The sequence below is a fragment of the Micromonospora sp. DT31 genome, assembly GCF_049841795.1.
Lineage (GTDB): Bacteria > Actinomycetota > Actinomycetes > Mycobacteriales > Micromonosporaceae > Micromonospora.
Genome location: NZ_JBNCKZ010000022.1, coordinates 31,657 through 45,096, shown reverse-complemented (window position 1 = coordinate 45,096; position 13,440 = coordinate 31,657). Strand labels below are relative to the sequence as shown.

The following is a 13,440-nucleotide window of genomic DNA, read 5'->3' as shown; positions in this document are numbered from 1 at the left end:
CCGATGGGGACGGCACGAAGCGGGCGGAGACGGTGGGGATGAGCGAGCGGATCGGGACGCGCGCCGGGCGGCGTGCCCGTCCCGGCGACCGGGACCGGTGGGAGCACGCGCGCGGCGGCGACGCGGGCCGGTGGGAGGTGGCGTGAGCGATCCCGGCTACGGCAACGGCGAGCTGCCCGCCGTCTTCCCGGACTGGTCGCCCTATACCGACCTGGAGTCGGCCACCCGGGCGTACCTGCGGGACCCCGACATCGCGTTGGAGGCGCTCGACGGCGTGCTGCGCGGCGCGTCGGTGCTCGGCTTCACCCTGGAACGCTTCGTCAACGAGGTGAACGGGGTGTGGCAGGAGGCCGTCGTCTGCGACGGCAGCCGCCTGGTGCTCTGGCACGGCGAGGACGTGCCGCCGGGGGAGGGGCCGCCGGGCGCGATGACGTCGTCGCTGCGGGTGGTGCCGCTGTCCACCGTCACCGAGGTGGGCTGCCGGCGGCGACTCATGCGCGCCGACAACGGCACCGTACGGGTCGACAGCATCGACGTGTATCTGCTGCTCAGTTCGCTCGACGAGGCGCCGCCGAGCGACGAGGTGGTGGGTGCGCCCCGGCACGACGCGCTGCGCTTCGGCAAGACGCTCGACGACGGTGGCGCCGGGCAGATCGCCCGGTTGGAGGAGTTCGCCCGACTGGTCGCCTCGGTCGTCGGTCGGCCCCTGCTCTGACCGACGACGCCAGCCGGGACAGACACCGGCCGGGACGCACACGGCCCGGACAACACGAGGGCCGGGGACAGCAGCCCCCGGCCCTCGTGCACGCTGACGAGCTCAGTCCTCGGCCTCCGGGCCGGCCACCTCGACGCCGTCGCTGCCGCGCACCACGTGGATGCACTCACCCGGGCACTCCTTCGCCGAGTCGATCACCTCGAGGCGCAGGTGTTCCGGCACGTCAGTCCGGGCGCCCGGGGTCTGTCGCAGTTCGCCGTCCGGGCCCTTGACGTACGCCAGGCCGTCGACGTCGAACTCGAAGACCTCCGGCGCGTACTGCACGCACAGCCCGTCACCGGTGCAGAGATCCTGGTCGACCCAGACCTGCAACTGGTCGGTCGCGACGTCGGTCACGAAGCACCCCCCATGTTCTCCCGTCCCACACTCCGACGGTACCCGAACCCGGTTACCCGCCCCGCGACCAGCCCTTCCCGATCAAGCTTCGGTGACGAGCGCGTTGCTGTGGACCGAATCGGGCTCATAGCGGCTAGTGTTAGCTCAGAACGTTCAAGCCCCCGGGGAGGTGGGACGTGGCACGCAGCGACGACGCGGACTCGCGCGCCGCACGGTGGGAGAAGGAAGCCCACGATCTCTCCACGCAGGTCGCGTTCCTGCAAGAGGAACTCGCCCTGGTGCGGCGCAAGTTGACCGAGAGCCCCCGACACGTACGGCAGCTCGAGGAGCGGCTGGCCGGCACCCAGGCCCAGTTGGCGCGGCTGACCGAGAACAACGAACGGCTCGTGAGCACCCTCAAGGAGGCTCGCGCGCAGATCGTGACGCTCAAGGAGGAGATCGACCGGCTCGCCCAGCCACCCAGTGGCTATGGCGTCTTCCTGGCCAAGCACGAGGACGGCACGGTGGACGTGTTCACCGGCGGGCGCAAGCTCCGGGTGGCCGTCTCGCCCTCGCTCGAGACCGACGAGCTCCGTCGTGGCCAGGAGGTCCTGCTCAACGACGCGCTCAACATCGTCGACGCGTTCGGTTTCGAGCGGGTCGGCGAGGTGGTCATGCTCAAGGAGATCCTGTCGGGTCCCGACGGCCGCCCGGGTGACCGGGCGCTCGTGGTGTCGCACTCCGACGAGGAGCGCATCGTGCACCTCGCCGACACCCTGATCGGCAGTCCGATCCGGGCCGGCGACTCGCTCATGATCGAGCCCCGCTCGGCGTACGCCTACGAGCGGATTCCGAAGAGCGAGGTCGAGGAGCTGGTCCTGGAGGAGGTGCCCGACGTCAACTACGAGGACATCGGTGGCCTCCAGTCGCAGATCGAGCAGATCCGCGACGCGGTGGAGCTGCCCTTCCTGCACGCCGACCTGTTCCGTGAGCACCAGCTCCGGCCGCCGAAGGGCATCCTCCTCTACGGCCCGCCCGGCTGCGGCAAGACGCTCATCGCCAAGGCGGTGGCCAACTCCCTCGCCAAGAAGATCGCCGAGCGCCGTGGCGAGGAGAAGCACACCAGCTTCTTCCTCAACATCAAGGGCCCGGAGCTGCTCAACAAGTACGTCGGCGAGACCGAGCGGCACATCCGGCTGATCTTCCAGCGGGCACGGGAGAAGGCCGGTGAGGGCACACCGGTGATCGTGTTCTTCGACGAGATGGACTCCGTGTTCCGCACCCGCGGTTCCGGTGTCTCCTCCGACGTGGAGAACACCATCGTCCCGCAGCTGCTCAGTGAGATCGACGGCGTGGAGGGCCTGGAGAACGTCATCGTCATCGGCGCCTCCAACCGGGAAGACATGATCGACCCGGCGATCCTGCGCCCCGGACGACTCGACGTGAAGATCAAGATCGAGCGCCCGGACGCCGAGGCGGCCAAGGACATCTTCTCCAAGTACATCCTCGCCGGTCTGCCGTTGCACGCCGACGACCTGGCCGAACACGGCAGCGACCCCCAGGCCACCGTCGCGGCGATGATCGACGCGGTGGTCCTGCGGATGTACTCCGAGACCGAGGAGAACCGTTTCCTCGAGGTCACCTACGCCAACGGGGACAAGGAAGTCCTCTACTTCAAGGACTTCAACTCCGGCGCCATGATCCAGAACATCGTGGACCGCGGCAAGAAGATGGCCATCAAGGAGTTCCTCACCTCCGCTCGCAAGGGCCTGCGCCTGCAGCACCTGCTCGACGCCTGCGTCGACGAGTTCCGGGAGAACGAGGACCTGCCCAACACCACAAACCCCGACGACTGGGCCCGCATCTCCGGCAAGAAGGGCGAGCGGATCGTCTACATCCGTACGCTCGTCTCCGGCGGCAAGGGCACCGAGGCCGGCCGGTCCATCGAGACCGCCAGCAACACCGGCCAGTACCTGTAGCCCGTCGACCGACGAAGGCCCGCGGCGCGCCACCGCCGCGGGCCTTCGCCTGTGCCGGGCGTGACCGCCACACCCGACGGCGGCAGCCGCCACGCCCCCTCGATGCGTAACGGCGACTACGCTCGACGTGACGGGGACCGGGACGGGCGAGCGGAACGGGCAGGTCGATGAGCGTTAGACGAATCATGGGCACCGAGGTCGAGTACGGGATCTCCGTGCCCGGCCAGGCCGGGGCCAACCCGATGGTCACCTCCTCCCAGGTGGTCAACGCCTACGGCGCGCGGCCGGAACTCAACCGGGGCGGCCGGGCCCGCTGGGACTACGAGGAGGAGTCGCCGCTGCGCGACGCCCGCGGGTTCACCTACTCCGGGGCGGCCTACGACCCCGCCGAGGCGCTCGCCGACGAGGACCTCGGCCTGGCCAACGTCATACTCACCAACGGCGCACGGCTCTACGTGGACCACGCGCACCCGGAATACTCCACCCCCGAGGTGACCAACCCCCTCGACGTGGTGCGGTGGGACAAGGCGGGGGAGCGGGTGATGGCCGAGGCGGCCAAGCGGGCCGCGACCATCCCGGGCACCCACCCGATCCACCTCTACAAGAACAACACCGACAACAAGGGCGCCAGCTACGGCGCGCACGAGAACTACCTGATGCGCCGGCAGACCCCGTTCGCCGACATCGTGGCGTACCTGACGCCGTTCTTCGTGACCCGCCAGATCGTCTGCGGTGCCGGACGGGTGGGCATCGGCCAGGACGGCGGCCAGAGCGGGTTCCAGATCTCGCAGCGGGCCGACTTCTTCGAGGTCGAGGTGGGGCTGGAGACGACCCTCAAGCGGCCCATCATCAACACCCGGGACGAGCCGCACGCGGACGCCGACAAGTACCGCCGGCTGCACGTCATCATCGGCGACGCCAACCTGTCCGAGATCTCCACGTTCCTCAAGGTCGGCACCACGTCGCTGATCCTCGCCATGATCGAGGAGAAGGCGCTCGGCGCGGACCTGGGCATCGCCGACCCGGTGGCCGAGCTGCGTGCGGTCAGCCACGACCCGTCGTTGAAGCACCTGATGCGGATGCGCGACGGCCGCCGCCTCACCGCGCTGGACGTGCAGTGGGCCTACCTGGAGCGGGTCGGCTCCTTCGTGGACGACCGCTACGGCCAGGACGTCGACCCGCAGACGGCCGACGTGCTGCGCCGCTGGGAGAGCGTGCTGGACCGGCTCGGCCGGGACGCCTTCGAGTGCGCCGACGAGCTGGACTGGGTGGCGAAGCTGCGGCTGCTGGAGGGCTACCGGGAGCGGGAGAAGCTCGGCTGGGGCTCGCACAAGCTGCAACTTGTCGACCTGCAGTATTCCGACGTGCGGCCGGAGAAAGGGCTCTACCACCGGCTGGTGCAGCGCGGCTCGATGAAGACGCTGCTCACCGACGAGCAGACCCGTACCGCGATGACCGAGCCGCCGGAGGACACCCGGGCCTACTTCCGGGGCCGCTGCCTGGACCGGTACGCCTCGGAGGTGGTGGCCGCGAGTTGGGACTCGGTCATCTTCGACGTGGGACGCGAGTCGCTGGTGCGGGTGCCGATGATGGAGCCCGAGCGGGGCACCCGGGCGCACGTCGGTGAGCTGTTCGACAGGTGCGAGAGCGCCAAGGACCTGCTGGAGACGCTCACCGGCGGGTGAGGGTGGTGCCGGAAGGCCCGCCGGGTGCCGGAAACGGGCGCACGGCGGGCCGTTCGTCGCTCCTGCGGGGTAAGTTGATCGCAGGCGATCGTGGAGGAGGCACCACCATGGCGACGCAAGAGGGTGGGCAGACCCAGTCCGGCAAGTCCCGCGAGGAGGTCGAGGAGGTCACCGCGCAGGCCAACCCCGAGGTGGCCGAGCGGCACGCCGAGATCACCGAGGATGTCGACGACCTGCTCGACGAGATCGACTCCGTCCTGGAGGAGAACGCGGAGGAGTTCGTACGGGGCTACGTGCAAAAGGGTGGACAATAGGGCATCGTCCGTCGAATCGGATATGCGCAAGGCGCCTGACGACCGAGACGGCTGCCGGTGCCCCGACGGCCGGGGTCGCCGCCGCATGCCGTGCTTCCCGCCGGGTCGTGCTTCCCGCCGGGTCGTGCTTCCCGCCGGGTCGTGCTTCCCGCCGGGGCGAGCTACGCCGAGCGTCCGGAGGAAAGCGGGCAACCGCACGCCCCGCCACCACGGGAGGGCAACCAGACACGCGGCCGCCGCCACGGCGGTAGCCGCGAGTATCACCCGCGTCGCCGGCGCGGCGTCGAGGAGAAGGAGTTCCAGGAGCTCCTGGCCGTGTGCTTGATCTGTCGGCGTCCCGATCCGGAACATCTGGACCACGATCATCGCACCGGATGGGTACGCGGGATACTCTGCTTCAACTGCACCGGTGGTCCTGGCCGGTCCGGGGGCCGCCCCGACAGGCCGGCCAGGGCGATCACGTACCTGAGAGGAACCACGTGGCAGCGGGTTTTGATCCATCCGGGCGTCTTCCAGATGTGTTCACCAACGCGGGGACGTCCTCCTTCACCGCTTTCCTGAGCAAGGTCGCCCCCGAGATGCTGCCCGGCCGCCGGCCGCTGCCGCCCGGCATGGCCGCCGACCTGGCACCGCACGCGACCACCATCGTGGCCATCGTGGCCGCCGGCGGTGTGGTCATGGCCGGCGACCGCCGCGCGACGATGGGCAACCTGATCGCCCAGCGCGACATCGAGAAGGTGCACCCCGCCGACGCGTACTCGCTCGTCGGCATCGCCGGCACCGCAGGCATCGGCATCGAGCTGATGCGACTGTTCCAGGTGGAGCTGGAGCACTACGAGAAGATCGAGGGCGCGATGCTGTCCCTCGACGGCAAGGCCAACCGGCTGGCCTCGATGATCCGCGGCAATCTGGGCGCGGCCATGCAGGGCCTCGCCGTGGTGCCGCTCTTCGCCGGCTTCGACCTTGCCGCGAGCGACCCGGCCGGAGCCGGACGGATCTTCAGCTTCGACGTGACCGGCGGCCCCTACGAGGAGCACGGCTACGACGCGATCGGCTCCGGCTCGCTGTTCGCCAAGTCCGCGCTCAAGAAGCGCTTCCGGGCGGGCCTGTCGGTCGACGACGCGACGCGGCTGGCCGTCGAGGCGCTCTACGACGCGGCGGACGACGACACCGCCACCGGCGGTCCCGACCTGACCCGACGGATCTACCCGGTCGTGATGACCGCGACGGCCGACGGCACCCACCGGCTCACCGACGCCGAGACGGCCGCGATCGCGGAGGGCGTCGTGGCCGGCCGGATGGAGAACCCCGGCGGCTGACCCCGCTCGTACGTCCCGCAGTTCCGCATCAGTTGGTGAAGAAGGAGAACCGCCGACGTGGCCATGCAGTTCTACGCCTCCCCCGAGCAGATCATGCGCGACCGCTCCGAGCTGGCCCGCAAGGGCATCGCCCGGGGCCGTAGCGCGGTGGTCCTGAGCTACGCCGGCGGGGTGCTCTTCGTCGCCGAGAATCTCTCCAGCACGCTGCACAAGGTCAGCGAGATCTACGACCGGATCGGCTTCGCCGCGGTCGGCCGGTACAACGAGTTCGAGAACCTGCGGCGCGCGGGCGTGCGGATGGCCGACCTCAACGGCCTGAGCTACGACCGCCGGGACGTGACCGGCCTGGCGCTGGCAAACGCGTACGCGCAGACGCTGGGCGCGATCTTCACCGAGCAGTCGAAGCCGTTCGAGGTGGAGATCTGCGTGGCGGAGGTCGGCGCCACGCCGGAGGACGACTCGCTCTACCGGGTGACCTACGACGGTTCGGTCAACGACGAGCCGGGCCGGATGGCGATGGGTGGTCAGGCCGAGGCGATCACCGGGGTGCTGAAGAACGAGCACCGGCCGGAGATGTCGTTGTCCGAGGCGGTCCGCGCCGCGATGAAGGCGTTGAGCAGCGTGGGTGGTGAGGGCGGGGCCGCCCGCACCATCGCCGCGAACCAGCTTGAGGTGGCGGTCCTGGACCGCGGCCGGGTGGGGCGGACCTTCCGTCGGATCACCGGTGCGGCGCTCACCGCGCTGCTGGAGGGCGACGCGGAGGCGGACGTCGCGCCGGCGCCCGGCCGGGCGAAGACGCCGACGACGCCGACCGACGAGGCGAAGAAGCCGACCACGTCGGCCGGCTCGGCCGACCTGGAGGGCAACCAGGAGGATCAGTCCGGCCGGTGACGTCCGCTGCCGACCCCGCCACTTCCTCGAAGTGGCGGGGTTCGTCGTCGGTGGAGCCGCCACCTCGCCGAACCAGCGCAGATGGACGCGACGACGACCGCGGGCCCTGCCCATCGGAGGCTCCGGGCGGCTAGTGTCTCATCATGGAGCGGCGAATCTTCGGCCTCGAAACCGAGTACGGCGTCACCTGCACCTATCGCGGGCAGCGCCGGCTTTCCCCCGACGAGGTCGCGCGGTACCTGTTCCGGCGGGTGGTGTCGTGGGGCCGGTCGAGCAACGTGTTCCTGCGCAACGGCGCCCGCCTCTATCTCGATGTGGGATCACACCCGGAGTACGCGACGCCGGAGTGCGACTCGGTCACCGACCTGGTGGCCCACGACCGGGCCGGCGAGCGGATCCTGGAAGGACTGCTCATCGATGCGGAGAAGCGGCTGCACGACGAGGGCATCGCGGGCGAGATCTACCTGTTCAAGAACAACACCGACTCGGCCGGCAACTCCTACGGCTGCCACGAGAACTATCTGGTGTCCCGGCACGGCGAGTTCGGCCGACTCGCCGACGTGCTCATCCCGTTCCTGGTCACCAGGCAGTTGATCTGCGGCGCCGGCAAGGTGTTGCAGACACCCCGCGGCGCGGTCTTCTGCCTGTCCCAGCGGGCCGAGCACATCTGGGAGGGCGTCTCCTCGGCGACCACCCGCAGCCGTCCGATCATCAACACCCGCGACGAGCCGCACGCGGACGCCGAGCGCTACCGCCGGCTGCACGTCATCGTCGGCGACTCGAACATGAACGAGGTCACCACTCTGCTGAAGGTCGGCACCGCCGACATCGTGCTGCGGATGATCGAGGCAGGGGTGGTGATGCGCGACCTCACCCTGGAGAATCCGATCCGGGCGATCCGCGAGGTGTCGCACGACATCACCGGCCGGCGCAAGGTGCGGTTGACCTCCGGCAAGGAGGTCTCGGCGCTGGAGATCCAGCAGGAATACCTGGCCAAGGCGACGGAGTTCGTGGAGCGCCGGGGCGGTGACCAGACCGCCAAGCGGGTGGTGGAGCTGTGGGGGCGGGTGCTGAGCGCGGTGGAGAGCGGCGACCTGGGCCCGGTGGCCCGGGAGATCGACTGGGTCACCAAGCTGAAGCTGATCGAGCGCTACCAGCGCAAGCACGACCTGCCGTTGTCGCACCCCCGGGTGGCGCAGATGGACCTCGCCTACCACGACCTGCGGCGCGGACGCGGCCTGTACGGGCTGCTGGAACGCCGGGGCGACGTGGACCGGGTGGCCACCGACCCGGAGATCTACGAGGCGAAGGAGACACCGCCGCAGACCACCCGGGCGCGGCTGCGCGGTGAGTTCATCCGGCACGCGCAGGAGAAGCGGCGGGACTTCACCGTGGACTGGGTGCACCTGAAGCTGAACGACCAGGCGCAGCGCACCGTGCTGTGCAAGGATCCGTTCCGCGCGTACGACGAGCGGGTGGAGCGGCTGATCGCCAGCATGTGACGTGGAGGCGGCCGGTGCCCGGCCCGGCCGAGCCGGGCACCGGTACGCTGGCGTCGCGATGGACACTTCCGAACCGCAACCACAGGGCCGTGAGCGCGGCCGGGCCGCCGGACGCGAGCGTGACGGCGGCGCCGAGAAGCTCAACTGGATCGACCGCCGGCGGGAGAAGATCCGCGCCGAGGTCGAACGCAACCGGCGCGGTGACTACACGGTGCCGACCTGGGTGTTGGCCGTCGCCCTGGTGCTGATCGTGGGCGCCTGGCTGGGACTGGTCCTCTTCCTCGGCTGAGCGCGGTACGCAGCCGAGCGGGTGCGCGGCTGAGCGCGGCACGGCACCGAGCGGGAGCCTCGGGTGCTCAGCCGAGCAGGCCGGCGGCGTACCGGCCGGCGGCGGCCGCGGCCAGGAAGTAGGCGTGGTCGGAGTCGAGCCCGCGACCCATCGTGGACAGGCCGACCGGGCTCGCCCGCAGCGCCGCGTCGAGGCCCTCGGTGGGAACGGTGACGATCCGGTGCCGGGCGGCCAGCGGCGCCAGCGCGGCGGCCACCTCCGTGGCCAGGTCGGCGTCGAGGCCCTCCGGCACCACCAGGTCCGCCGGGGCCAGCGCCACCCGGCCGTACGCGGTCAGGCTGTGGTGGGAGACGCCCCGGTGGCGGGGCCGGGGGTCGGCGTCGGAGATCCGCAACGAACCCACCGGGCGGCCGCCCAGCGTGACGACCGCGTTGACGGCCTCACCGACGGCCACGCCGGAGAAACCCCAGCGGGTGCCGGTGCCGAGGTTGCCCGGCCCCTGGGCGACGATCGCCAGGTCGGCGTCGAGCACGTGCCGGGCCGCGAGCAGGCCGCTGTGCAGGGTGCTGGCCTCCAGGTCGCCGCCGAACGCCTGGCCCACGGTGATCGTTCCGGCGAGGTGTCCGGCCAGACCGGCGAGGGTGCGGGAGAACCAGGCCGGCAGCGCGCCGCCGTCGGTGAGCAGGTACGCGACCCGGGCGCGGGGGGCGTCGGCGTGCACGCCGGCCAGGATCGCCGGCAGCGCCGAGTGCAGGTCGGCGGTGACCACAGGCATGTCCTGGACCGAGTCGGCGGCGGCCAGCCGGGCGTGGTGCGGCGAGGCCTCCTCGTCCACCCCGAGCAGGATCGGTTGCAGCGGGGTGTAGCGGGCCTTGACCAGGTGACCGGTGTCGCGGCTGTCGCCGGCCTGCGGCGGGTCGGCGGGCAGCCGGTCGGGCAGCGCGACGACCAGGGCGTAACCGCCGGTGCCCAGCCCCATCAGCAACGCGCCGGCGTTGAGCAGCACCCGGTCGCCGGGTTCCGGCTCGCCGACGAGCGGCGGGTAGGCCAGCGCCCGCATCCGGGTGCCGTCGGGCAGGTCGACGTCGAGTTCGACCGCACCGGCCCACCGTCGCCGTACCGTCGTGACCGTGCCGGACCGCCATCGCACCATGCGGTGCACCGTATCGGCCGATGCGGTGGCCCGACCCGGCCGGGTCAGGCGTCCCGGCCGGGCGAGGGTTCCTCCTGCGTGGTCCGGGCGCGTGGGCCGGTCTCGCGGGACCGGGTGGGGTCGAGGAAGACGTACGCGATCTCGGGGAAGTGTCCGGTGAGCCGGCGTTCGGCCTCGTCGGCGGCGGCCTCGATCTCGGCGCCGGTGGCGTCGTCCCGGAAGTCGACCTTGGCGGCGACGAGGATGTCCTGGGGACCGAGGAACATGGTCATCAGTGTGTCGACCCGGTCCACCGTCGGGACCGCCGCCAGTTCCTGCTCGATGCGCCGGTGCAGCGGGCCCGACACCGCGCGGCCGACCAGCAGCGAGATGTTGCTGTGCGCCAGGACCGCGGCCACCACGAGCAGCAGCACGCCGATGAGGATCGAGGCGACGCCGTCGTACAGTTCGTCGCCGGTGAGGTGGGACAGGGTGAGCCCGCCGGCGGCGATCAGCAGGCCGATCAGCGCGGCCGTGTCCTCCAGGAAGACCGCCTTGACCGCGGTGTCGGCGGTCGACCGCAGATAGCGGCGGGAGGTGGTGCGCCAGCGACGCGACTCACCGCGCACCTGCCGCACCGCCCGGGCCAGCGACACCGACTCGATGGCGAACGAGACGGCCAGCACCACGTACGAGGTCAGGTAGTTGCCGCTGTGCTCGTGCACCAGGATGGTGGTGACGCCGTGGGTGATGGCGAAGCCGGCGCCGGCGACGAACGTGAACAGCGCGGCGAGGAACGCCCAGACGTAGCTCTCCTTGCCGTACCCGAACGGGTGCCGGGGGTCGGCGGGTCGCGCCTCCCGGCGAAGCGCCAGGTAGAGCAGCACCTCGGTGGTGGTGTCGGCCACCGAGTGGACGGCCTCGGAGAGCATCGCCGCGGAGCCGGAGAGCAGACCCGCGACGAGCTTGGCCACGGCGATGGCGAGGTTCGCGGCGCCGGCCACCACGACCGTGCCCACGCTCTCGGTCTTGACCTGTGCGTCCGCCACCCGTTCAGCCTATGACCGACGCCGATCCGCCGCCCGGCGGGACGAACGGCCGCAGGTGTGCGCCGCGCCCGCGCGGGTGCCCGCGCCGCACGCGCGGGCTGCTAGCGTTTGCACGTGTCCCGGACCCGCACCGAACGCCTGGTCAACCTGGTGATCTGCCTCCTGTCCACGCGGCGCTTCCTGACCGCCGCCCAGATCGCCGCGACCGTGCCCGGTTACGAGCACGACCCGGACGACGCCAAGGACCACGAGGCGTTCCAGCGCAAGTTCGAGCGGGACAAGGCCGAGCTGCGTGAGCTGGGGGTGCCGCTGGAGACGGGCACGGCGAGCGTGTTCGACGCCGAGCCGGGCTACCGCATCGCCGCCCGCGAGTACGCGTTGCCTGACATTCCCCTGGAGCCGGACGAGGCCGCCGCGGTGGGCATCGCCGCCCGGTTGTGGCAGCACGCCGGCCTGGCCGCCGCCGCGTCGTCCGGGTTGGCGAAGCTGCGGGCCGCGGGCATCGACGTGGATCCGCAGGCCACCCTGGGCCTGGAGCCGATGGTCACGGTCGACCCGGCATTCGCGCCGCTGACCGCCGCCGCGCGGGACCGGCGGGAGGTCAGCTTCGACTACCGGGTGCCCGACCGGGACGCGTCGAGCCGCCGCCGGTTGCAGCCGTGGGGCGTGGTCTGCTGGCGTGGCCGGTGGTATGTGGTCGGCCACGACCTGGACCGGGCGGCGGCCCGCTGTTTCCGGCTGTCCCGGGTGGTGGGCGCGGTCCGCGTCACCGGGGAGCCGGCGGCCTACGAGCCCCCTGTCGGGGTCGACCTGATCAGTCACGTGGCCCGCTGGTCCGGGCCGGTGGAGCGCACCGGCCGGGCCACCGTGCTGGCCGCGCCGGGGCGTGCCGCCGGGTTGCGCCGGTGGGCGGTGGAGTGCCGGTCCGGGCCGGACGGCGACCGGCTGGTGCTGCCGTACGCCGACGCCGACTACCTGGCCGGCCAGATCGTCGGGTACGGCCCGGACGTGCGGGTGGTGGAGCCGCCGGAGGTGCGGGAGGCGGTCATCCAGCGGCTCAAGGAGGTCGTCGCCCGGCACGAGGAGCTGGCCGTGGCCGGGGGTGCCCGGTGACCCGCCCGGCGGCCCGTGCCGGCCGCGCCTCCGCCGACCGGCTGGCCCGGCTGCTCAATCTGGTGCCCTACCTGCTGGCCCGCCCCGGCATCGAGATCGCCGAGGCGGCGCACGACCTCGGGGTGACCGAGAAGCAGCTGCGGGAGGACCTGGAACTGCTCTGGGTGTGCGGGCTGCCCGGCTACGGCCCCGGTGACCTGATCGACATGGCGTTCGACGGCGACCGGGTCACCATCACCTACGACGCCGGCATGGACCGCCCGCTGCGGCTCACCCCGGACGAGGCGCTGGCCCTGGTGGTGGCGTTGCGGATGCTCGCCGAGACGCCCGGGGTGGACAACCGGGAGGCGGTCGAACGGGCGCTGGCCAAGATCGAGAGCGCGGCCGGCGACCTGGCCGGCGCCCCGGTGGAGGTGCGCCTGCCCGGCGACACCGCCCGGGTGCGCGAGCTGCGCGCCGCCGTCGAGCGGGGCCGGGCGCTGCGCATCACCTACTACACACCGGCGCGGGACGAGACCACCGAACGCACCATCGACCCGCTGCGGATGCTGATGGTCGGCGGCCGGGCGTACGTGGAGGCGTGGTGTCGCCGCGCGGAGGGGGTCCGGATGTTCCGGGCCGACCGCATCGACGCCGTGACCGAGCTGCCCGAACAGGCCGTCGTGCCGCCGCAGGCCCGTCCGCACGACCTCCGCGACGGCGTGTTCCGCCCGTCAGCCGACCTGCCGCTGATCACTCTTCGGATCGGTCGGGGGGAGCGGTGGATCACCGAATACTATCCGTGCGAGCGGGTCGAGTCCGACGGCGAGCAGTGGCTGGTGTCGCTGCGGGTCACCGGCCTCGACTGGGCCCGGCGGTTCGTGCTCGGACTGGGCCCGGAGGTGACCGTGGTGGCTCCCCCCGAGCTGGCCGAGCAGGTGCGCGAGCAGGCGGTGGCCGCGCTCGACGCGTACGCCACCCCGCCGACCGACGCCGTCGGACCGGCGCCCGTCGACCCTGCGCCCGTCGGCCCTGCGCCCGCCGGTGTCCCGACCGGCAGCGCCGACCCGGCGGCGGCCGGCGTCACCCGATAGGCTG

Annotated in this window: 14 protein-coding genes; 11 read left to right on the top strand and 3 right to left on the bottom strand. The window is 71.7% G+C overall.

Annotated elements, in window-relative coordinates:
• Nucleotides 1-142 precede the first annotated feature (142 nt).
• Nucleotides 143-715, top strand: coding sequence for a hypothetical protein (locus ACLQ2X_RS25480; RefSeq protein ID WP_425683604.1), 573 nt, complete (start codon nt 143-145; stop codon nt 713-715).
• 102 nt (nt 716-817) lie between these two features.
• Here the strand turns inward: ACLQ2X_RS25480 and ACLQ2X_RS25475 are convergent, their stop codons facing one another.
• A complete protein-coding gene (locus ACLQ2X_RS25475; protein ID WP_425683603.1) occupies nt 818-1,111 on the bottom strand; it encodes a ferredoxin in 294 nt (97 codons plus the stop codon).
• Nucleotides 1,112-1,287: 176 nt separating this feature from the next.
• Between ACLQ2X_RS25475 and arc the strand changes: the two genes are divergently transcribed.
• From arc to ACLQ2X_RS25435, 8 genes are all read left to right on the top strand, one after another.
• Nucleotides 1,288-3,069, top strand: a complete 1,782-nt coding sequence (gene arc, locus ACLQ2X_RS25470) for a proteasome ATPase (RefSeq protein ID WP_425683602.1) — start codon at nt 1,288-1,290, stop codon at nt 3,067-3,069.
• 167 nt (nt 3,070-3,236) lie between these two features.
• Entirely contained in the window at nt 3,237-4,754 is a 1,518-nt protein-coding gene (gene dop / locus ACLQ2X_RS25465) for a depupylase/deamidase Dop (RefSeq protein WP_425683601.1), read from the top strand.
• 107 nt (nt 4,755-4,861) lie between these two features.
• Nucleotides 4,862-5,068, top strand: coding sequence for a ubiquitin-like protein Pup (locus ACLQ2X_RS25460; protein ID WP_135239959.1), 207 nt, complete (start codon nt 4,862-4,864; stop codon nt 5,066-5,068).
• 57 nt (nt 5,069-5,125) lie between these two features.
• Complete coding sequence (locus tag ACLQ2X_RS25455; RefSeq protein WP_425683600.1) at nt 5,126-5,629, top strand: endonuclease domain-containing protein; 504 nt, start codon at nt 5,126-5,128, stop codon at nt 5,627-5,629.
• Nucleotides 5,548-6,387 carry a proteasome subunit beta gene (gene prcB, locus ACLQ2X_RS25450; protein ID WP_425683599.1) on the top strand — a complete coding sequence of 280 codons (840 nt, stop codon included), beginning with the start codon at nt 5,548-5,550 and terminating at the stop codon, nt 6,385-6,387. The genes ACLQ2X_RS25455 and prcB overlap by 82 nt, the downstream gene beginning before the upstream one ends.
• A 57-nt stretch (nt 6,388-6,444) precedes the next feature.
• A complete protein-coding gene (prcA, locus tag ACLQ2X_RS25445) occupies nt 6,445-7,278 on the top strand; it encodes a proteasome subunit alpha (RefSeq protein WP_425683598.1) in 834 nt (277 codons plus the stop codon).
• 143 nt (nt 7,279-7,421) lie between these two features.
• Nucleotides 7,422-8,780, top strand: a complete 1,359-nt coding sequence (gene pafA / locus ACLQ2X_RS25440; RefSeq protein ID WP_425683597.1) for a Pup--protein ligase — start codon at nt 7,422-7,424, stop codon at nt 8,778-8,780.
• A gap of 58 nt (nt 8,781-8,838) precedes the next feature.
• On the top strand, nt 8,839-9,069 hold the full coding sequence (locus ACLQ2X_RS25435) for a hypothetical protein (protein ID WP_425683596.1): 231 nt from the start codon (nt 8,839-8,841) through the stop codon (nt 9,067-9,069).
• A 67-nt stretch (nt 9,070-9,136) separates the two neighbouring features.
• On the opposite strand, the gene ACLQ2X_RS25430 is transcribed toward ACLQ2X_RS25435, so the two are convergent.
• Both ACLQ2X_RS25430 and ACLQ2X_RS25425 read right to left on the bottom strand, forming a co-directional pair.
• Nucleotides 9,137-10,222 (bottom strand): DUF3866 family protein, encoded by a 1,086-nt coding sequence (locus tag ACLQ2X_RS25430; protein WP_425683595.1) that lies wholly within the window; start codon nt 10,220-10,222, stop codon nt 9,137-9,139.
• 44 nt (nt 10,223-10,266) lie between these two features.
• Nucleotides 10,267-11,250, bottom strand: a complete 984-nt coding sequence (locus ACLQ2X_RS25425) for a cation diffusion facilitator family transporter (RefSeq protein WP_425683594.1) — start codon at nt 11,248-11,250, stop codon at nt 10,267-10,269.
• A 114-nt stretch (nt 11,251-11,364) separates the two neighbouring features.
• Between ACLQ2X_RS25425 and ACLQ2X_RS25420 the strand changes: the two genes are divergently transcribed.
• Nucleotides 11,365-12,363, top strand: coding sequence for a helix-turn-helix transcriptional regulator (locus ACLQ2X_RS25420; RefSeq protein ID WP_425683593.1), 999 nt, complete (start codon nt 11,365-11,367; stop codon nt 12,361-12,363).
• On the top strand, nt 12,360-13,436 hold the full coding sequence (locus tag ACLQ2X_RS25415; protein WP_425683592.1) for a helix-turn-helix transcriptional regulator: 1,077 nt from the start codon (nt 12,360-12,362) through the stop codon (nt 13,434-13,436). The genes ACLQ2X_RS25420 and ACLQ2X_RS25415 overlap by 4 nt, the downstream gene beginning before the upstream one ends.
• Nucleotides 13,437-13,440 lie beyond the last annotated feature (4 nt).